The organism is Halomonas sp. 18071143 (assembly GCF_019211725.1).
Taxonomy (GTDB): Bacteria; Pseudomonadota; Gammaproteobacteria; order Pseudomonadales; family Halomonadaceae; genus Vreelandella; species Vreelandella stevensii.
Window position 1 is genome coordinate 676,524 of record NZ_CP078120.1, and the last position, 17,986, is coordinate 694,509.

The window sequence follows — 17,986 nt, forward strand, 5'->3', positions numbered from 1 at the left end:
GCGGCGGTGCGTTCGGTGAGGCTCCATTCTAGGGGAATTGCCCTGCAGCGCCAGTGCTCAAGATGAATGAGCAGGCTCGGCGCAGGCTTGTTCGAGCAGCGTGGAGGAGGTGCGCAACGTGCGGATGCCGGTGATGTCCGGCGAACGGGTGTCGATATCCACCGGCACCAGCTCACGGCTGCTGCAGTTCAATAGGTAGGCCTGGGGAATCACCAGGTCCGTATGGTGGCGCTCGAAGTGGTAGAGCATGAACTCGGCAAGCAGGGCACCTTCGTGCTGGGTGCTCTGCAGGCTATCGCGGTCGAGCACGCTGAAGCGCGTGGTCATGGGAAACACGAAGGTCCAGGGGCGCCATACTTCGGTGCCGGTACTGCTGTCCACGACCACCGCCGAGACGGGCAACTGCTGCTGCTTGTGATCGAACCAGGAGTACTCCACGTGAATCTGGTAGCTCAGCATGCCGAGTCCGGCAAAGACCGGCACGATCCATTTGGGCAGACGGCGTCCTGACAGGTGGCGCAGTATCAGGGCAATACCCGCCGCCGCCAGGGCGGCGAAGACAGCGGCAATCAAGTGCCAGATCATAACGATGCTTCCTAAAACAGCTCGGGCTTCCCATGGGAAGCCCGATGCGTGATGGGTTCCAGGGCTAGCCCGTTGGCTAGCCAGGAACGATTATGGCTTAGTGATCGACAGCGACACCAGCCCCTTTCGGGTAACGCACGCTTTCGACAAGCTCCTGAATCTCCTTGGGCGGCGCTGCCGTGACGCTGGAGACAGCGAAGGCGACCGCAAAGTTGATCAGTGCGCCGACGGCACCGAAGGAGAGCGGGGAAATACCGACGAACCAGTTGTCAGGCGTGTTCGGCAGCATGTTGGTACCGGGGATGAAGAACCAGCCCAGGTAGGTGAAGATGTACAGCAGGGTCGCCACCAGGCCCGCCAGCATGCCGCAGATTGCGCCAGCGCTGTTCATGCGGGTGGAGAAGATGCCCATCATCAGCACGGGGAACAGTGAGGCCCCTGCGATACCGAAGGCCAAAGCGACCGTCTGTGCCGCAAACCCGGGAGGGTTCAAGCCCAGATAGGTGGCCAGCAGAATGGCGCCCCCCATCGAGATCCGTGCCGCCAGCATCTCGTTTTTCTCGGAAATGTTGGGGTTGATGGTGTTCTTGATCAAGTCATGACTGATGGCCGAGGAGATCGCCAGCAGCAAGCCTGCGGCCGTGGAAAGAGCTGCGGCGATACCCCCTGCCGCGATCAAACCGATGACCCAGCCGGGCAGGTTGGCAATCTCCGGGTTGGCCAATACCAGAATGTCATTGTTGACGTTCAGCTCGTTACCTTCCCAGCCGCGTGCTTCGGCGGTGGCTGCAAACTCCGTGTTGCTGTCGTTGTAGAACTGGATACGGCCATCGTTGTTCAAGTCATTGAAGGTGATGAGGCCGGTATCTTCCCAGGTTCTGAACCAGGTGGGACGGTCTTCATACAGCAGAGGCTCGGCCGCTGCCATTTCGTAATCCTCTACCTGTCCGGTCATCTCGGGATAGACGGTGGTCATCAGGTTCAGACGTGCCATGGAGGCCACCGCAGGCGCGGTGAGGTAGAGCAGGGCGATGAATACCAATGCCCAGCCAGCTGACCAGCGCGCGTCAGCCACCTTGGGCACCGTGAAGAAGCGAATGATGACGTGGGGAAGACCCGCCGTACCGATCATCAGCGACAGGGTGAACAGCACCATGTTCAGCTTGTTGTCCACATCTGCGGTGTAGTCGCGGAAGCCCAGCGCGTTGACGACGTCATCCAGCTTTTGCAGCAAAGGAACGCCCGACTCGGTGTGGGTGCTGAACATGCCGAACATCGGGATCGGGTTGCCGGTCAGCTGCATGGCGATGAACACCGCCGGAATGGTGTAGGCCACGATCAGTACGATGTACTGAGCCACCTGGGTGTAGGTGATGCCTTTCATGCCGCCAAACACGGCGTACAGGAAAACGATCGCTGCGGCGATCCAGATACCCCAGGTGCTGGGCACTTCGAGGAAGCGAGAGAACGCCACACCAGCGCCGGTCATCTGGCCGATAACGTAGGTCACTGACGCGATGATCAGACACACCACCGCTACCACGCGGGCGGTGCGGCTGTAGAAGCGCTCACCGATGAAGTCCGGCACGGTAAACTTGCCGAACTTGCGCAGGTAAGGTGCCAGCAGCATCGCCAGGATAACGAAGCCGCCCGTCCAACCCATCAGGAAGGTGGAGTTGGCGTAGCCACCCGAGGCAATCAGGCCTGCCATGGAGATGAACGACGCGGCAGACATCCAGTCGGCGGCCGTGGCCATACCGTTGGTCACGGGGTGAACACCTCCCCCCGCCACGTAAAAGTCCTTGGTAGACCCGGCCCGCGCCCAGATCGCAATGCCGATATAGAGCGCGAACGATGCGCCTACGAACAGAAGGTTAATGGCAAATTGGCTCATGCTTGCTTACTCCCCCAGGCCAAATTTCTTGTCGAGCTGATTCATTCTCCAGGCATAGAAGAAAATCAGGCCGATAAAGGTAAGAATGGAGCCTTGCTGAGCGAACCAGAAGCCCAGGTCCGTACCGCCAACGGAAATGCTGGCCAGCAGGGGGCGGAAGAGGATGGCGCATCCGTAAGAGACGAAGGCCCAAACGATCATGCACCCGAAGATCAGGCGTACGTTGGCCTTCCAGTACTCAGCAGCATTGGTCTTGTCGTCTGCCATTGTGTTGCTCTCCAGTTGTGATTTTTAGGGTTGGAAAGTGAACTCAAGATAGCGTGTGATCCATCAGGGCAACGTAGACAAGAGATCCTGTCGGTGGTGGATTCCTTGAATGGCGTTACCAGGCACGTCACCTTATTATTGTTAAGCCGTCAGCGTTGAGGTGTTCTCGAGTGGTTGTCAGCGGCTCTGGATACATGGCTAGGGTGGTGTGCTTTAACCCTGTATGACTCACTAATAATACTGGGCAATAAATACAAAAAATAAATCCCAGACTTTGGTATCACGCCTTGGTAAGGGCTTTTTTTGAACCTGTGTTGTTTTTATATCTTACTGTTTTTTAGAGAATAAGCGACCTTTTTTGCAAGCTGGGGTATGACGATAGGACAATGGTCTATGGCTCTGGCTAAACCAATGTTTGCTACCTTGGTAAAAGTGACCAAAGAGCGTTAAAGAGAAAATAAAAAGCGCGACTTTAGTCGCTAAACAAAGGTCGTTAAGACGTTAGCTTTATAGCGGAAAGTAGCAGGTTGTAAAGCAGGTCAAAGAGAGTGACAGGTTAATAATAATCACAAAAGCCATTGCGTGGCGCGAGACAAGGCGCTTGATCGAGGTTGCTACATGGTAGAAGTAGAGCTGTCTCAACTGCCCTTCACCCTGCTGGACGAGGAGGGTCGGGATCACGTGCGCCGGGGCATGGACCTGGCCTATTTCGAACGTGATGAGGTCATTCTGGAAATGGGCCAGCCTGGCGCCTCGGTGTTCTTGATCCACAAGGGCGAAGTGGCCGAGCTGGATCCGACGCTGCCTGCCGCCAGCGCGCGTATCGGTCACTATACGGCGGGCGACCTGTTCGGCGCGATCAGCATTTTGAATGGCAAGAGCCGCTACCGTTTTCAGGCTGAAGACGAATGTCTGTGTTATGTCATGCCCAAGGCGCTGTTCAGCCAGCTGTGCCGACACTACCCGGCGTTCGAGCAGTTTTTCAAGCAGTCGCTGTCTCACAAGGCGCGCCTGTTGACCGAGAAGCGTGCCGATGGGGGAGTCACCATGGCGGGGTTCATGCTGGCCCGCGTCAGCGAGTGCATGCGTCAACCGTTGATGATGGATGCCCAGGCGTCCATTCAACAGGCCGTCCGACAGTTGAATGAAAGTCATGCCGACAGCCTGCTGGTGGCCACCGAACGCGGCCCAGGCATGGTCACCAAAACGGATTTGCTCAACGGTCTGGTCCTCGATAGCGCTTCATTGGACACCCCGGTGGCTGCGCTGGCCAACCTTGCGCTCGTCACTGTTGCCCCCGGGCAATATCTGTTCGAAGCCTTGATCACCATGACCCGCCATCAGGTATCACGCGTCGTGGTGATGGAGGAGGGCAGGGTGCAAGGGGTCGTAGAGCTGACGGACGTACTGGGGTTCTTCTCCAGCCGTAGCTATGTGATCAGCTTGCAAGTGGAGCAAGCCGATAGCTTGCCTGCCCTGGCATCGGCCAGTCAGCGCACGCCCGAGCTGGTCAAGGCGCTCATGGCCCAGGGCGTCAAGCTGCGTTTTGCCATGGACCTGCTGGCCGCGTTGAATGGCCGCATCATGAGCAAGGCGTGGGCCTTGACCGTACCCGAGCAGTATCACCCGCAAAGCTGCCTGATGGTCATGGGCAGCGAGGGCCGTGGCGAGCAGATTCTCAAAACCGATCAGGACAACGGGTTGATCCTGGCTGACGATTGCCAGTGGCCGGACGTGGCCGAGTGCATGAACGCCCTGTCAGAGACGCTGGTGCAGCTGGGCTACCCGCCATGCCCTGGCAACATCATGGTGTGTAACCCTGAGTGGGTGGGAACGGTGTCGACGTGGGAGTCGAACATCGCCAGGTGGGTGTCGGCCCGGGATGGCGACAGTCTGATGAAGCTGGCCATTTTGCTGGATGCCCACGGCGTCGCGGGCAACCCCGCGCTGCTGGACCGTGTGCGTGAGGCGCTGTTTGCGCGCTGTTCCCATGATGAGCTGCTGCTCTCCTATTTCGCCCGCGCAGCGCTGCGTTTCTCGACGCCGTTGACGCTGTTTGGTTCGCTGAAAAAGCCCCAGCACGGCATCGATATCAAGAAAGGCGGCATTTTTCCGATTGTTCATGGGGTGCGCACCATGGCGCTGGAGCGGCGCATCAAGGCGACCTCTACGCTGGATCGGCTCGATGCGCTGGCCGCCGATGGCCGTCTGGACCGCCGCTTTGCCGACGACCTGGGTGAGGCGCTGGCGCTGTTTACCGAGCTGCGTCTGAAGCAGCAGTTGCAGGAGCTGAAAAGCGCGGGCGCCCGCGATGCCGATACCGGCAAACGCACCAACCGAGTCGTGGTCCAGGAGCTTTCATCGCTGGAGCGTGACCTACTACGCGAAGCGCTGCACATCGTCAAGGACTTCAAGCAGCGGCTGTCCCATCGTTATCATCTGGAGTATTCGTGAGTGGAATGCGGCTATTGGATAGGCACGTGGGTCTCTTGAGCGGCTCACTGAGAACCCTGGTGCAGCGTGAAAGCGATCGACGGCGGTTCGCGGACACGCCGCATGGCTGGCTGTTCCAGCCTTATATGGGCGAAGAAGCAGTGGCGTTGGCGTGTCGTGAAAGCCAGGCTCGCCCGGGCGAGCTGCGCGTGGCCGCTGTCGTATTGACGCCGCGCCGGGTGTTGACCAGCCATGCCTGGAGCGACACGCTGACCATGAAAGGCGAACACATGCCTCATCGTCAGGAGCGAGACGATGCACCTGCTTCGTCAGTTGACTCGGGAACTCGGATCGAAGTGCTGGCGGGGTTCATCGGTAACCGGCCCGTGGTGGGGTGGCAGTTGGATGCCCTGCTGGCGCCGCTTGGCCGGATGTTCAAAGCCACGCTGGGGTTTGGGCTACCCAATGCTCAGGTCGATCTGGCCAGGCTGCACGCTCGTCAGCTACGCCGCTTGCATCCCCAGGCAGAGGTCGGCCCGAGCATCAACGAAGCGCTGTCATGCTGGTCTCTGCCGCTGGCCTGGCCCTCGGTACAAAGCGAGGCCACGGCGGCGGCGCTGCTCTATCAGCGCTTGCAGAGTGAACGCCTTTTCACGGTGTGAGCCGACGCGCTGGCCAGAGGTCGACGATGGGTTTGTATTGGGTCGCGCCTGCGAGTCTTGTAGAATAGCCGCTGCTCCTTCACCCATCGGCAGTACAACGACCATGTTATCACCTGACTTTTTCGACCCCTCCTCGGCGACGCGTGCCACCAATGCGGCGTCTGAACAGCAGCCTGAACTTCAGGATGCCAAACAGAAGCGCGAATTCAACAAGTTGCAGAAGCGTCTTCGTCGTGAAGTGGGCAACGCCATCATCGATTACAACATGATCGATGAGGGTGATCGGGTCATGGTATGCCTGTCGGGTGGCAAGGACAGCTACACCATGCTGGAAATCCTGCGCAATCTGCAGCGCAATGCGCCGGTCAACTTTTCCCTGGTGGCGGTCAACCTCGACCAGAAACAGCCGGGCTTTCCCGAGCACGTGCTGCCCCGTTACCTGGATCAGCTGGGTGTGGAGTACCACATTCTGGAGCGGGATACCTATTCGGTGGTGAAGGAGAAAACCCCGGAAGGCAAGACCACCTGCGCGCTCTGCTCGCGACTGCGTCGCGGGTCGCTCTACGGGTTTGCCGAGGAGATCGGCGCCAACAAGATTGCCCTGGGCCACCACCGGGAAGATATCCTCGAGACGCTGTTTCTCAACATGTTCTTTGGCGGAACCCTGAAGGCCATGCCGCCCAAGCTGCTGTCCGACGACGGCAAGAACATCGTGATCCGCCCCTTGGCCTACTGCAAGGAGGCGGACATTGCCGAATTCTCACGGCTGATGGAGTTTCCGATCATTCCCTGCAACCTGTGCGGGTCGCAGCCCAATATGCAGCGTCAGATCGTCAAGGACATGCTGGCCGAATGGGACAAGAAGCACCCGGGGCGGCTGGAGAGCATGTTCAAGGCCGTCACCAATGTAGCGCCTTCCCAGTTGGCCGACCGGGCGCTGTTCGACTTCGTCGGGCTGGAAGCCAAACAGGCGGCGCTGATGGAAGGGCGCATTCAGGCGTTCAACGTGAGCTGATCGCCTGCTCCTCTTCTTCGGCCAGGGTGATGAGCCGCTGCAGGTCGAGAATATTGACCTCTCGGCCCGAGACGGCCACCACGTTCTGTTGCTGAAAGCGGCTCAGGATACGGCTGACGGTTTCGACGGCCAGCCCCAGGTAGTTCCCCATGTCGGCGCGAGACATGGAGAGCCGGAAGCTGTAGGGCGAGTAGCCGCGTCGCCGGAAGCGATCAGAGAGGGTAATCAGGAAGCTGGCCAGCCGCTGGTCGGCGGTCTTGCGCGATAGCAGGCGCATCATGCGCCGATCATCACGCAGCTCTTTGCTCATGCTGCGGTAAAGCTGGCCGCGCAGCTCCGGGAGCTCTTCCGATAGTGTGTCCAGGCGGTCGAAAGGAATCTCGCACACCGTGGTGGTTTCCAGGGCGATCACGCTGCCGGGATACTGCTCTTCATCGATACCATCCAACCCCACCAGCTCGCTGGGCAGATAGAAGTTGGTCAACTGATCGTTGCCGTTGCCTTCGCTGGTCACCTGTTTCAGGCTGCCGGAACGTACCGCATAGACGCTGGTGAACGCATCGCCCTGGCGAAACAGCGGTTCGCCCTTCTTGAGCGGTGCGCGGCGGCGGATGATGGCGTCGAACTGGCTCATATCCTCCAGCTCCAGGGCGAGCGGTAGGCACAGCGAGCTGAGGCTGCAGGTCTGGCAGCGCGCCTCTTGCAGCAGTGAACGTCGTTGGCTGGCAGGATATGGCATGTTGTTCTCCCTTTTCATTAGCCATCATAGGGTCAGGGGGTGGATGTCTCAAGGTGCCGTTTATACGATCTTCGAGTAACGCTGGGAGGGTTGCCCCGGCAGGCGCGCATCGAACGCCATGGCCAAGTGGCGAATCAGCAGCCGCCCGGTCGGCGTCGCCCGCAGGCGGTTCCCTTCGCGCTGCAGCAGGCCATCCCGCTCGGCGGGCTGCAGGCGCTCCAGCGTGCTGGCGAAGTAGGCAGGCGCGTCGATGTGCCAACGTTGGCCAACGCTGGCCAGGTCAATTTCCATATCGCACATCAGGCGCTCGATGACGTCTCTCCGCATTAGGTCGTCCTTATTTAAACGTACTCCTTTGACGGTTGCCAGCCGACCTTCATCCAATGCCGCTTCATACGCGGCCAGCTGGGTGGGGTTCTGGGCATACAGATCATCGATACGGGAAATGGCCGAAACGCCCAAGCCAATCAGGTCGCACTGGGCGTGGCTGGAGTAGCCCTGGAAGTTACGCTGCAGAGTGCCTTGGCGCTGGGCCTGGGCGAGGCTGTCGTCCGGGCGGGCAAAGTGGTCCATGCCGATATGCACATAGCCTGCCTGAGTGAGCATCTCGATGGTGGTGCGCAGGATCGCCAGCTTCTCGTCGGCGCTGGGCAGGTCTGTCTCGCTGATGCGCCGCTGGGGGGCAAAGCGGCTGGGCATGTGGGCGTAATTGAACACCGACAAGCGGGCCGGGTTGAGGTCGATGACCTGGCCAAGCGTGTCGGCAAAGCTCTGCTCGGTCTGAAACGGTAGCCCGTAAATCAGATCCAGATTGAGGGAGCGAAAGCCCAGCCGATGTGCTTCGTCCATCAGGGTTTCGGTCATGACCTTGGGCTGCACGCGGTTGATGGCCGCCTGTACCCTAGGGTTCAGGTCCTGGACGCCCAGGCTGAGGCGATTGAAACCCAGCGACTGCAGGTGGCGCAGGGTAAAGACATCTGCTTCACGGGGGTCGATCTCGATGGCGTAATCGCGGTCAGGAGCGTTGGAGAGCCCAAACCTCGCGTCCAACCTGTCTACCAGGTCGCTCATTTGCGCCAGGGTCAGGAACGTTGGGGTGCCACCGCCCCAGTGCAGCTGCTGCACGGGCCGCCGAGTATCCAGATGGCGCGAGGTCAGCACCATTTCACGATCGAGGCGCGATAGGTAGGGTTCGGCCAGCTGGGTGTTCTTGGTGGCGATCTTGTTGCAGGCGCAGTAAAAGCAGATCTTGCGGCAAAAGGGCACGTGCACGTACAGGGAGAGCGGCCGTTGGCTGGCATTGCTGCGCGCCAGGGCTTCAGTGACGTCGTCGGCACCGATGTCTGCGTCAAAGGAGAGTGCCGTAGGGTAGGACGTATAGCGTGGGCCGCTGGTGTCGTAACGGCGCAGCAGGGCCTCGTCCCAGGCAGGGGTCTCGGCCGCTGCGAGGTGAGGAGGTACGGTGGCAGCAGAGGCAAGGGGCATGAAGAGACGCTCCGTGGTAACAGGGCAAAGTAGCCAGGTGGTGGGCCACCGGCCGACATATGCCTGCATGCTAAGGCATCGAAGCGGGCAAAGCGTTGAGCTATATCAAGCTATGGGTGGAGGGCCGTCGGCAGCAGCGACCACAGTTGCCACAGGGCAAAGCCGATGATGGTCAAGGCGGCCACGGTACGCGTGGCGGGGTGGCGAATGAGCTGGCCCATCTGGCGAGCCGCCAGGCCGGTGGCCAGCAGGGCTGGCAGGGTGCCCAGTCCGAAGGCACCCATCAGCAACGCGCCCTGCTGCGGGTCGGCCGTGGCCAGACTCCAGGCCAGCATGGAGTACACCAGCCCACAGGGTAGCCAGCCCCAGATTGCACCCAGGGCAAAAGCCTGGGGCAGGTGCACGACAGGCATCAACCGTCGGCCCAGGGGTTCGAGATAGCGCCACAGGTAGCGTCCGGCGGCCTCGACCCGGAGCAGACCTTTCCACCAGTTGGCGATGTACAGCGCCATCAGAATCAGCATGACCGCCGCCACCACCTGCAGGCTCACTCCGGCGGCCGGGGAGAGCGAGACCAGTGTGCCCAGCGCAGCCACTAGCGCTCCGGCCACCATGTAGCTGAGAATACGCCCCAGGTTGTAGCTCATCAGCAGCCCGCCCAGGCGAGCAGGGTGGCGCATGCTGGGCGGCACGGCGAAGGTGAGGGCGCTCATGATGCCACCGCACATGCCGATGCAGTGCGCCCCGCCCATGAGGCCAAATACCCAGGCCGCCAGCAGCGGCGGCAGGTCCAGCCCGGTCGGGTTCATGGCGGGGGCTCTTGGTCGCGAGGCGGCCTGGCCCTGTTTTTTCGCTCGGCGCGCTGTTCAGGCGTCAGGTCGTTTTCGTCGTCATCGAACAGGATGCGGTGGGCAGGGCCTTCCAGGTCTTCGAACTGGTCGTGCTTCACCGCCCAGAAGAAGGCCCAGACCGCGAGGCCGAGCAGGATCAGCGATAGCGGAATCAACAGGTACAGAATGCTCATGCAGTCACCGGTTTGGTGGGGGCGATGCTGGGGGTTGGAGCACTGCGCCAACGCGATAGACGCAAGGCGTTGCCCACCACCACCAGCGAGCTCAGCGACATGCCGATGGCGGCCAGCCAGGGCGGAATGAGCCCCATGGCGGCCAGCGGCAAGGCCGAGAAGTTGTAGCACACCGACCAGATCATGTTTTGCCGCATGATGCGGCGGGTGGCCTGGGCAATATCCACGGCATCGTGGATGCGCATCAGGCGTGGGCTCATCAGTACCGCATCGGCGCGGGTACGCGCCAGGTCGGTGGCACTGTTCATGGCAATCGCGACATCGGCCCCCGCCAGCACGGGCACATCGTTGATGCCATCGCCAATCATTACCACCCGTTCGCCCTGGGCCTGCAGCTCGCGCAGCCGGTTCAGCTTGTCCTCGGGGGACTGGCCCGCGTGCCAGGTCTCGATATTGAGCTGATCGGCCAGGCTTTCCACGGCTTCCCGGGTATCCCCGGAGAGCAGCTCCACCGCCAGACCGCGTGCTTGCAGGGCCGCCACGGTTTGCGCGGCGTCTTCCCGAATGCCGTCATGCAGCTTGAACCAGGCGCGCGGCTGGTGATCTTCGCTCAGCAGCAGCCACTGCCCGCTGCCCGGCACCGCGATGCTTTGCTGGCTGGCGAAGTCGGGCTTGCCCAACCGCCAGACGGCTCCATCGAGGGTGCCCTCCAGGCCGCTACCGGTATGGCTCTTGACATGGCGTGCCTGAAGCGTGGCATCGCGGAAGGGGCGGAAGGCGCGGGCGATAGGATGCTCGGAGTGGGCCTCCAGCGCGGCGGCAATGGCGCGTAGATGCTCGCTATCGTGATGCCCCAGCGGTTGGGTCTGGGTGAGCTGCATTTCACCGCGGGTCAGCGTGCCGGTCTTGTCGAAGATGACGCGGGTAACGTTGGACAGCGACTCGATGGCATCGGCGCGGGTAATCAGCACGCCCCGCTGGCGCAGCTGGCCGTGGCCGGCGGTCAGCGCCGTGGGCGTGGCCAGAGCCAGTGCACAGGGGCAGGTGACCACCAGTACCGATATCATGATCCAGAGCACTCTCGACGGGTCGATGATCCACCAGGTGATGGTGACACAGGCCGTCACCAGCAGTAGCCGAAGGACGAACAGGTGGGCCATGCGGGCGGCCATTTGCGCCAGGCGGGGGCGGCTGGCAAAGGCGCGATCGGTCAGGTCGACGATGCCTGCTACCCGAGCCGTATTGCCAGGGTGGGTGACGCGCATGGTCAGCGGGTTTTCCATGTTCTGGCTGCCGCCCACCACGCTATCGCCGATGCGCCGGGTCACCGGCAAGTACTCGCCGGTCAGCATGGATTCGTCGAGGCTGGATTCGCCCTCTTCGATCACGCCATCGGCAGGGACGCCGTGGCCTGGCTTGATCAATACGCGGTCGCCAATCGCCAGTTCGCTGGCAGGCAGAATACGCTCACTGCCATCCGCCTCCAGACGAATGGCCGAGACCGGCAGTACGCCGCTCAGCGCATTGCCGCTGTGGCCGCTACGGCGCCGCGCGCGGCCTTCCACGTAGCGGCCAAACAGCAGAAAGAAGGTGAACATGGCCACGGAGTCGAAATACACCTCGCCGACATCGAACAGTACCGCGTAGCTGCTGGCCAGGTAAGCGCCGCCAATGGCCAACGAGACCGGCACGTCCATGCCCAGCACGCCGCTTTTCAGGTCGCGCAGGGCATTGCGGAAAAAGGGCTGTGCCGAAAACAGCACCACTGGCGTTGCCAGCGCAAACGAAAGCCAGTGGAACAGGGCATAGAAGTCGGCGCTCAGCTCCCCTGGGTCCGACACATAGATCGGTATCGAGAACATCATCACCTGCATCATGCCCACGGCGGCTACGATCAGACGGCGCACGTTCATGCGCTCTTCGTGTTGCAGGCGTGCCTGGGCCTGATCGGGCTCGTAGGGTTGGGCGTCGTAGCCAATGCTGGCCAGCTCGGCAAACAGCTGGGAGAGCTTGATACGTGTCGGGTCCCAGCATACGCGCAGGCGGTGGTGCGACAGGTTGACTGCGCTGGAGCTGACGCCCTCCAGGGCGTTCAGGCGGTGTTCGATGAGCCAGGCGCAGGCGGCGCAGGTAATCCCCTCTACGGCCAGGGTTGCCCGCAGGTGGCCTTCATCCCCTTCCGGGTGGGTGAACTGGGCCTGCAGCGCGGGGTCGTCGAACACCGACCAGGTGTCTGATTTGCTGGCCTGACGCTCGTCGGGGCGCTCCGGTAGCTCGGTGCGGTAGCGGTAGTAGCTCTCCAGGCCGCCTTCCACAATGGCGTGGGCGACCGCTTCGCAGCCGGGGCAGCAAAGCGGCTGGGGCGCTTCGTCAATGATGATCTTCCATGGTGCCCCATCAGGCACCGCGCTGCCGCAGTGGTAACAGCTGGCTAGAGATGCATTACTCATTCGCTCTGCGTGCGGCCTCCGGGTAGAAGGGCGACACTCTCTTCATTGGGGAAGCGCGCCTCACCGATCAGCCGCCAGTCGGCTTCGGTTTGCTGGGGCTGCAGCTGAATGTACCAGCGGTAGCGCAGGTTGTCGGGGCCCTGGGTGATGTAGCGGCCTTCGCGCACGTGCTGCAGCACGAACTCCTGATCACGGTCATCCTGGGTCGGGAAGATCAGCGTCAGGTAGAGGGTCTCCGGGCGGTCGTCGCCGGTCAGGTCCAGCACGATATCGCTGGTGAGCGGATCGATGCGCAGCTCGGCGGAAAGCCCCAGCTCGTTGGCACGCTCCTGCTTGGCCAAAATCATGTTGATGGCCTTGCCGTGTTCGTAGTAATCCTCCTGGACCACCATGCCGTCGGCAGTCTTGACCGACAGTACGGCAAAGGTAGTGCTGACCACGATGGACGAGGAGAGCAGTGCCAGCAGGAACCATGGCCAGAACTGCTTGTACCAGGGCTGAATCGGGGTGTCGGACATGGGGGCTTATCTCCTAACGTCGCCCAGGAAACGTGTCTCACGCTCCGAGCGAATGGTGTTGTCTTGCTGAGACTGCAAGATAAAGGTAATCGATTGGCTGGGCTCTCGCAGCTCAGCGGGGTCGGCCAGGACGGTCACGATCTGGGTGCGTGTCTCACCGGCAGGCACTTCGATCGATGTGCGGTCCAGGGAGAGCGTCTCGAGCCCGGTCACGCTCAGCTGATAGGTGTGGGCCCTATTGTCCAGATTGCGAATCGTCAGGTTGTAGACGTTGCTGACCTGACCTTCTCGCGTGATCTGGTAAAGCTGGGTGCGCTCCCGCTCGGCCTCGAAGCCCAGCGGCATGCGGTCGTTCACCGCCCAGGCAAACGTGGCGATCATGACCAGCAGCGCGGCCAGATAGCCCAGCAGGCGGGGGCGCAGCACATGGCTCTTCTTGCCTTCCAGCGCATTTTCCGTGGTATAGCGAACCAGCCCGCGCGGGTAGCCCATGCGATCCATGACGCTGTCGCAGGCATCGATACAGGCGGCGCAGGTGATGCATTCGTACTGAAGGCCGTCGCGAATATCGATCCCCGTGGGGCACACCTGCACGCACAGCTCGCAGTCGATACAGTCACCGTATCCTGCCGCCTGAGCCTGGGAATGGGTGAGGGTTTTCTTGCGGCTGCCGCGCGGTTCTCCCCGGGTGGCGTCGTAAGAAACGATCAGCGTATCACGGTCGAACATGACCGACTGAAAGCGGGCGTAGGGACACATGTAGATACACACCTGCTCACGCAACCAGCCCGCATTCAGGTAAGTGAACACCAGGAAGAAGCCGACCCAGAAGTAGGACCAGCCGTGGGCCTCCAGTGTGGGCAGTTCGACCACCAGTGAACGAATGGGCGTGAAATAGCCCACGAAGGTCACGCCGGTGGCCAGAGCGATCAGCAGCCAGGCGCTGTGCTTGGCGGTCTTGCGCCACGCCTTGCTGGCGTCCATGGCCTGTTGGTCCAGCTTGATGCGCTGATGGCGGCTGCCTTCGATACGGTGTTCCAGCCAGATGTACAGGAAGGTCCAGACGCTCTGTGGGCAGGTATAGCCGCACCAGACACGACCGGCAAACACCGTGATGAAAAACAGCCCAAAGGCACAGATGATCAATAGCCACGAGAGCAGCACGAACTCTTGCGGGTAGAAAGTGGCCGCAAAGATATGAAACTCACGCCCGGGCAGGTCGAACCATATGGCCGGTCGCTCTCCCCAGTTCAACCAGGGAAGTAGAAAAAAGGCCATCATCAGCGCCCAGTTGGCGCTGCGCCGAACCTTTTGAAACAGACCTTTGATTTCACGCACGTAGATATGCCGCCGCTTGGCGTACAGCTCTTGGGTCTCGTTCTGGCCAGGCGTGTGGTGCCCAACGGTGGGCGGCGTAATATCGTGGCTAGGTATTTTTTCCATGGCGGTGATCGCAGCTCAGTGAGGCAGACGTGGGCGGCAGCCGAGTGGTGGTTGCGGGCGTTGTAGCGTTATGCCGTGTCGCTAAACCTGTTTCGATAAATCTGTGTCGATAAACAATAGTGTAACGGATCGCCGAACGGCTGAGCGGTTGCTGGATGTAGAAAGGGTGCGGTATGAAACCGCACCCTTCGTGCACGCTGGCGTCAAACGCCTGATAACGGGATCAGTCGCGGAAGCGCAGGCTGTACACGTACGCGGCCACCAGGTGGACGCGCTCTTCACCAATGTACGCCGCTTGAGCAGGCATGTGGCCGTTACGACCATTGCGCAGCGTTTGGCGAATGGAGTCGGCAACGCTCTGACCCGGTGCCTGATACAGCCAGATATCGTTGGTCAGGTTGGGCGCGCCGAGTGCCGTGTTGCCGGTGCCGCTAGGTGCGTGACAGGCAGCACAGGCGGCCAGATACGTGCTTTCACCGCTGGCGGCGCGCTCTTCGTCGTGCTCCAGGTTGGAGAGCGACAGCACGTACTGGGTCAGGTTCTCGATGTTGTTTTCACCAAGCTGCTGCCAGGAGGGCATCAGGCCGTTACGACCATTGTTCAGGGTCGCGAGAATGTTCTCGGGCTCGCCGCCATACAGCCAGTCGTCGTTGGTCAGGTTCGGGAAGCCGTAGCCGCCCTGGGCGTTGGAGCCGTGACACACCGCGCAGTTGTTCAGGTAAATGCGCTCGGCTACCTGCATGGCCTCGGCATCCTGTGCCAGCTCGGGGATCGGCACTTCCTGGTACTGAGCAAAGATCGGTGTGAAGCGCTCGTTGGCCTGCGCCACTTCCTCTTCCCACTGACCTTCCTGGGTCCAGCCCAGCACGCCCGCATAGTTGCCCAGGCCTGGATAGAGCACCAGATAGCCCAGCGCAAAGACCACGGTCAGGATGAAGAGCTTGAACCACCACTGGGGCAGGGGATTGTCGTACTCTTCGATGCCGTCAGCCGCGTGGCCAGTGGTCTCTACATTGCCATCAGCATCCGGGGTCTTGTCGGTGCGGCGGTTGGTCATGAGGATCCAAACGCTCAGCGCAATCGTGCCCAGAGTGATGACGATGATCCAGGCGCTCCAGAAGCTGGATAGGGAGTCACCCCATAAGTTATTCATCTATTCTTATCTCCCCTGTCGTGGCGGGAATCCGCTTCGCCCTCTGGCGAAGCATGCTTGTCACGGGTCGGTTGCTTATCGTTTTCATCGTCGGCAAAGGGCAGGTTGGCCGCTTCATCGAAGTCGGGTTTACGCCGCTTGGAGTAGGCCCAGAAGAAGATGCCTACGAAAGCGACAATGAGAATGAACGTGATAAGTCCGCGGAAAGTTCCCGTATCCATAACTTAACGAGTGCCCTCGAGCACGGTTCCTAGCTGTTGTAGATAGGCCACCAGTGCAGTGATTTCCTGCTGGCCGCGTACTTCGGCGGTAGCGTTGGCGATATCTTCATCGGTGTAGGGAACGCCCAGCTGACGCAGCACGCGCATCTTGCGCGGCGTTGCTTCGCCATCCAGGGTGCGCTCGAACAGCCAGGGGTAAGCCGGCATGATGGACTCGGGCACGACATCGCGTGGGTTGTACATATGGGCGCGGTGCCAGTCATCGCTGTAGCGGCCGCCTACGCGCGCCAGGTCTGGCCCCGTACGCTTGGACCCCCACAAGAAGTTGTGCTCGTACACCTGCTCACCGGCCACGTTGTAGTGACCGTAGCGCTCGGTTTCGGCGCGGAACGGGCGAATCATCTGTGAGTGGCAGCCCACGCAGCCTTCGCGGCGGTAGATGTCTCGACCTTCCAGCTCCAGAGCGCTAAGCGGGCGCAGCCCTTCCACGGGCTCCGTCGTATCCTTTTGAAAGAACAGTGGCACGACTTCGGCCAGGCCGCCAAAGCTGATCGCAACCAGGATCAAGACGGCGAGTAGGCCAACGTTCTTTTCGACAATCTCATGTTTCATTGGTCTGAACTTCCCCGATTTAAGCGGCTTGTGGTGCCGAGTAGCTGATGGCTTCACGACGCTTGACGGTCATGTACACGTTGAATGCCATGATCAGCATGCCGACGATCCAGAACAGGCCGCCTATCAGGCGAACGAAGTAGCCTGGCCCGCTGGCCTCGACAGACTCAACGAAGGTGTACATCAGCGTGCCGTCGGCGTTGATGGCGCGCCACATCAAGCCCTGCATGATGCCGTTGACCCACATGGCGGCGATGTACAGTACGGTACCGATGGTGGCCAGCCAGAAGTGCACGGCGATCAGGCTGGTGGAGTACATTTCGGTGCGACCGAAGACCCGCGGGATCAGGTGGTACATGGAGCCAATGGTGATCATCGCTACCCAGCCCAGCGCCCCGGAGTGCACGTGGCCGATGGTCCAGTCGGTGTAGTGAGACAGCGCGTTGACGGTCTTGATGGCCATCATCGGGCCTTCGAAGGTCGACATGCCGTAGAACGACAGGGCCACGACCAGAAAGCGCAGGGTCGGGTCGGTGCGCAGCTTATGCCAGGCGCCCGATAGGGTCATCATGCCGTTGATCATGCCGCCCCAGGAGGGAGCCAGCAGGATGATCGACATGATCATGCCCAGCGACTGCGCCCAGTTGGGCAGGGCCGTATAGTGAAGGTGGTGTGGCCCTGCCCACATGTAGATCATGATCAGCGACCAGAAGTGAACGATGGACAGACGGTAGGAGTAGATTGGACGCTCGGCCTGTTTCGGCACGAAGTAGTACATCATGCCCAAAAAGCCTGCCGTCAGGAAGAAGCCCACCGCGTTGTGGCCGTACCACCACTGCACCATGGCGTCCACGGCGCCCGCATAGATCGAGGTGGAGTACATCATGGTGACGGGAATGGCGGCGTTATTGACGATGTGCAGCACGGCAACGGTCAGGATGAACGCAGCAAAGAACCAGTTGGCCACATAGATGTGAGACGTGGCGCGCTTCTTGATCGTCATTAGGAACACGATGGCATAGCTGATCCAGACAACGGCAATCAGAATATTGATCGGCCATTCCAGCTCTGCGTACTCTTTCGTGGTGGTGTAACCCAGTGGCAGAGTCACCACGGCGGAAAGAATCACCGCCTGCCAGCCCCAGAAGGTGAACGCGGCGAGCTTGTCAGAGAACAGTCGCGTCTGACAGGTACGCTGAACGACGTAATAGGACGTCGCGAACAGCGCCGAGCCACCGAAGGCAAAGATGACGGCGTTAGTGTGTAACGGACGAAGACGCCCGAAGCTAGTCCAAGGTAAGCCGAGGTTCAGTTGCGGCCAAACCAGCTGTGCGGCGAGGATGACGCCAATCGTCATGCCTACGATGCCCCACACAACGGTCATGATCGCGAACTGCCGAACTACCTTGTAATTGTAGGTCGGGTGTTCCAGTGCTGTGCTCATTTCATGTTCCCATCGAACGCGGTTAGGGGGTAACCCGTAGC

Annotated in this window: 17 protein-coding genes; 3 read left to right on the plus strand and 14 right to left on the minus strand. The window is 60.8% G+C overall.

The genetic code is table 11. From position 1 onward, the window contains the following. Positions 1-57 precede the first annotated feature (57 nt). The 3 genes from KVY02_RS03275 to KVY02_RS03285 form a co-directional block, all read right to left on the minus strand. Positions 58-585, minus strand: a complete 528-nt coding sequence (locus KVY02_RS03275) for a hypothetical protein (protein WP_218314344.1) — start codon at positions 583-585, stop codon at positions 58-60. A 97-nt stretch (positions 586-682) separates the two neighbouring features. Beyond that, a complete protein-coding gene (locus KVY02_RS03280; RefSeq protein WP_218314346.1) occupies positions 683-2,479 on the minus strand; it encodes a sodium:solute symporter family protein in 1,797 nt (598 codons plus the stop codon). 6 nt (positions 2,480-2,485) lie between these two features. After that, positions 2,486-2,746 carry a DUF4212 domain-containing protein gene (locus tag KVY02_RS03285; RefSeq protein ID WP_039181551.1) on the minus strand — a complete coding sequence of 87 codons (261 nt, stop codon included), beginning with the start codon at positions 2,744-2,746 and terminating at the stop codon, positions 2,486-2,488. Between the two features lie 618 nt (positions 2,747-3,364). Here KVY02_RS03285 and KVY02_RS03290 point away from each other — a divergent pair. From KVY02_RS03290 to ttcA, 3 genes are all read left to right on the plus strand, one after another. Next, a complete protein-coding gene (locus KVY02_RS03290; protein WP_218314349.1) occupies positions 3,365-5,200 on the plus strand; it encodes a DUF294 nucleotidyltransferase-like domain-containing protein in 1,836 nt (611 codons plus the stop codon). A gap of 26 nt (positions 5,201-5,226) precedes the next feature. Continuing rightward, positions 5,227-5,841, plus strand: a complete 615-nt coding sequence (locus KVY02_RS03295) for a DNA polymerase III subunit epsilon (protein WP_371317396.1) — start codon at positions 5,227-5,229, stop codon at positions 5,839-5,841. Between the two features lie 103 nt (positions 5,842-5,944). Beyond that, a complete protein-coding gene (gene ttcA / locus KVY02_RS03300) occupies positions 5,945-6,856 on the plus strand; it encodes a tRNA 2-thiocytidine(32) synthetase TtcA (protein WP_081136295.1) in 912 nt (303 codons plus the stop codon). Here the strand turns inward: ttcA and fnr are convergent. The 11 genes from fnr to ccoN form a co-directional block, all read right to left on the minus strand. Next, on the minus strand, positions 6,843-7,595 hold the full coding sequence (gene fnr / locus KVY02_RS03305; protein ID WP_016916179.1) for a fumarate/nitrate reduction transcriptional regulator Fnr: 753 nt from the start codon (positions 7,593-7,595) through the stop codon (positions 6,843-6,845). The two genes, ttcA and fnr, sit on opposite strands and share 14 nt — an antisense overlap. A 60-nt stretch (positions 7,596-7,655) precedes the next feature. After that, on the minus strand, positions 7,656-9,080 hold the full coding sequence (gene hemN, locus KVY02_RS03310; RefSeq protein ID WP_218314352.1) for an oxygen-independent coproporphyrinogen III oxidase: 1,425 nt from the start codon (positions 9,078-9,080) through the stop codon (positions 7,656-7,658). Positions 9,081-9,190: 110 nt separating this feature from the next. Then, complete coding sequence (locus KVY02_RS03315; RefSeq protein WP_081136290.1) at positions 9,191-9,889, minus strand: sulfite exporter TauE/SafE family protein; 699 nt, start codon at positions 9,887-9,889, stop codon at positions 9,191-9,193. Beyond that, positions 9,886-10,104: a cbb3-type cytochrome oxidase assembly protein CcoS gene (gene ccoS / locus KVY02_RS03320; RefSeq protein ID WP_016916182.1), complete on the minus strand. Its 219-nt coding sequence runs from the start codon at positions 10,102-10,104 to the stop codon at positions 9,886-9,888. The genes KVY02_RS03315 and ccoS overlap by 4 nt, the downstream gene beginning before the upstream one ends. Next, positions 10,101-12,554 carry a heavy metal translocating P-type ATPase gene (locus tag KVY02_RS03325; protein WP_218314354.1) on the minus strand — a complete coding sequence of 818 codons (2,454 nt, stop codon included), beginning with the start codon at positions 12,552-12,554 and terminating at the stop codon, positions 10,101-10,103. Before KVY02_RS03325 ends, ccoS begins: the two co-directional genes overlap by 4 nt. Next, positions 12,551-13,072 (minus strand): FixH family protein, encoded by a 522-nt coding sequence (locus KVY02_RS03330; protein ID WP_081136287.1) that lies wholly within the window; start codon positions 13,070-13,072, stop codon positions 12,551-12,553. Before KVY02_RS03330 ends, KVY02_RS03325 begins: the two co-directional genes overlap by 4 nt. 6 nt (positions 13,073-13,078) lie before the next feature. Next, a complete protein-coding gene (gene ccoG / locus KVY02_RS03335; protein ID WP_081192634.1) occupies positions 13,079-14,515 on the minus strand; it encodes a cytochrome c oxidase accessory protein CcoG in 1,437 nt (478 codons plus the stop codon). A gap of 223 nt (positions 14,516-14,738) precedes the next feature. After that, positions 14,739-15,668, minus strand: a complete 930-nt coding sequence (ccoP, locus tag KVY02_RS03340) for a cytochrome-c oxidase, cbb3-type subunit III (RefSeq protein WP_081136284.1) — start codon at positions 15,666-15,668, stop codon at positions 14,739-14,741. Then, the gene (locus tag KVY02_RS03345) at positions 15,665-15,889 is read right to left on the minus strand and encodes a CcoQ/FixQ family Cbb3-type cytochrome c oxidase assembly chaperone (protein WP_039181513.1); all 225 of its coding nucleotides are present in this window, start codon (positions 15,887-15,889) and stop codon (positions 15,665-15,667) included. Before KVY02_RS03345 ends, ccoP begins: the two co-directional genes overlap by 4 nt. A 3-nt stretch (positions 15,890-15,892) precedes the next feature. Beyond that, positions 15,893-16,501, minus strand: coding sequence for a cytochrome-c oxidase, cbb3-type subunit II (ccoO, locus tag KVY02_RS03350; RefSeq protein WP_016916188.1), 609 nt, complete (start codon positions 16,499-16,501; stop codon positions 15,893-15,895). Positions 16,502-16,520: 19 nt separating this feature from the next. Further along, positions 16,521-17,945 carry a cytochrome-c oxidase, cbb3-type subunit I gene (gene ccoN / locus KVY02_RS03355; protein ID WP_218314356.1) on the minus strand — a complete coding sequence of 475 codons (1,425 nt, stop codon included), beginning with the start codon at positions 17,943-17,945 and terminating at the stop codon, positions 16,521-16,523. Between the last annotated feature and the right edge of the window lie 41 nt (positions 17,946-17,986).

What these genes read in the sequence shown, in the direction of transcription:
- KVY02_RS03275 (WP_218314344.1), bottom strand. Translation starts at nt 585, where the DNA reads ATGATCTGGCACTTGATTGCCGCTGTCTTCGCCGCCCTGGCGGCGGCG.
- KVY02_RS03280 (WP_218314346.1), bottom strand. Translation starts at nt 2,479, where the DNA reads ATGAGCCAATTTGCCATTAACCTTCTGTTCGTAGGCGCATCGTTCGCG.
- KVY02_RS03285 (WP_039181551.1), bottom strand. Translation starts at nt 2,746, where the DNA reads ATGGCAGACGACAAGACCAATGCTGCTGAGTACTGGAAGGCCAACGTA.
- KVY02_RS03290 (WP_218314349.1), top strand. Translation starts at nt 3,365, where the DNA reads ATGGTAGAAGTAGAGCTGTCTCAACTGCCCTTCACCCTGCTGGACGAG.
- ttcA (WP_081136295.1), top strand. Translation starts at nt 5,945, where the DNA reads ATGTTATCACCTGACTTTTTCGACCCCTCCTCGGCGACGCGTGCCACC.
- fnr (WP_016916179.1), bottom strand. Translation starts at nt 7,595, where the DNA reads ATGCCATATCCTGCCAGCCAACGACGTTCACTGCTGCAAGAGGCGCGC.
- hemN (WP_218314352.1), bottom strand. Translation starts at nt 9,080, where the DNA reads ATGCCCCTTGCCTCTGCTGCCACCGTACCTCCTCACCTCGCAGCGGCC.
- KVY02_RS03315 (WP_081136290.1), bottom strand. Translation starts at nt 9,889, where the DNA reads ATGAACCCGACCGGGCTGGACCTGCCGCCGCTGCTGGCGGCCTGGGTA.
- ccoS (WP_016916182.1), bottom strand. Translation starts at nt 10,104, where the DNA reads ATGAGCATTCTGTACCTGTTGATTCCGCTATCGCTGATCCTGCTCGGC.
- KVY02_RS03325 (WP_218314354.1), bottom strand. Translation starts at nt 12,554, where the DNA reads ATGAGTAATGCATCTCTAGCCAGCTGTTACCACTGCGGCAGCGCGGTG.
- KVY02_RS03330 (WP_081136287.1), bottom strand. Translation starts at nt 13,072, where the DNA reads ATGTCCGACACCCCGATTCAGCCCTGGTACAAGCAGTTCTGGCCATGG.
- ccoG (WP_081192634.1), bottom strand. Translation starts at nt 14,515, where the DNA reads ATGGAAAAAATACCTAGCCACGATATTACGCCGCCCACCGTTGGGCAC.
- ccoP (WP_081136284.1), bottom strand. Translation starts at nt 15,668, where the DNA reads ATGAATAACTTATGGGGTGACTCCCTATCCAGCTTCTGGAGCGCCTGG.
- KVY02_RS03345 (WP_039181513.1), bottom strand. Translation starts at nt 15,889, where the DNA reads ATGGATACGGGAACTTTCCGCGGACTTATCACGTTCATTCTCATTGTC.
- ccoO (WP_016916188.1), bottom strand. Translation starts at nt 16,501, where the DNA reads ATGAAACATGAGATTGTCGAAAAGAACGTTGGCCTACTCGCCGTCTTG.
- ccoN (WP_218314356.1), bottom strand. Translation starts at nt 17,945, where the DNA reads ATGAGCACAGCACTGGAACACCCGACCTACAATTACAAGGTAGTTCGG.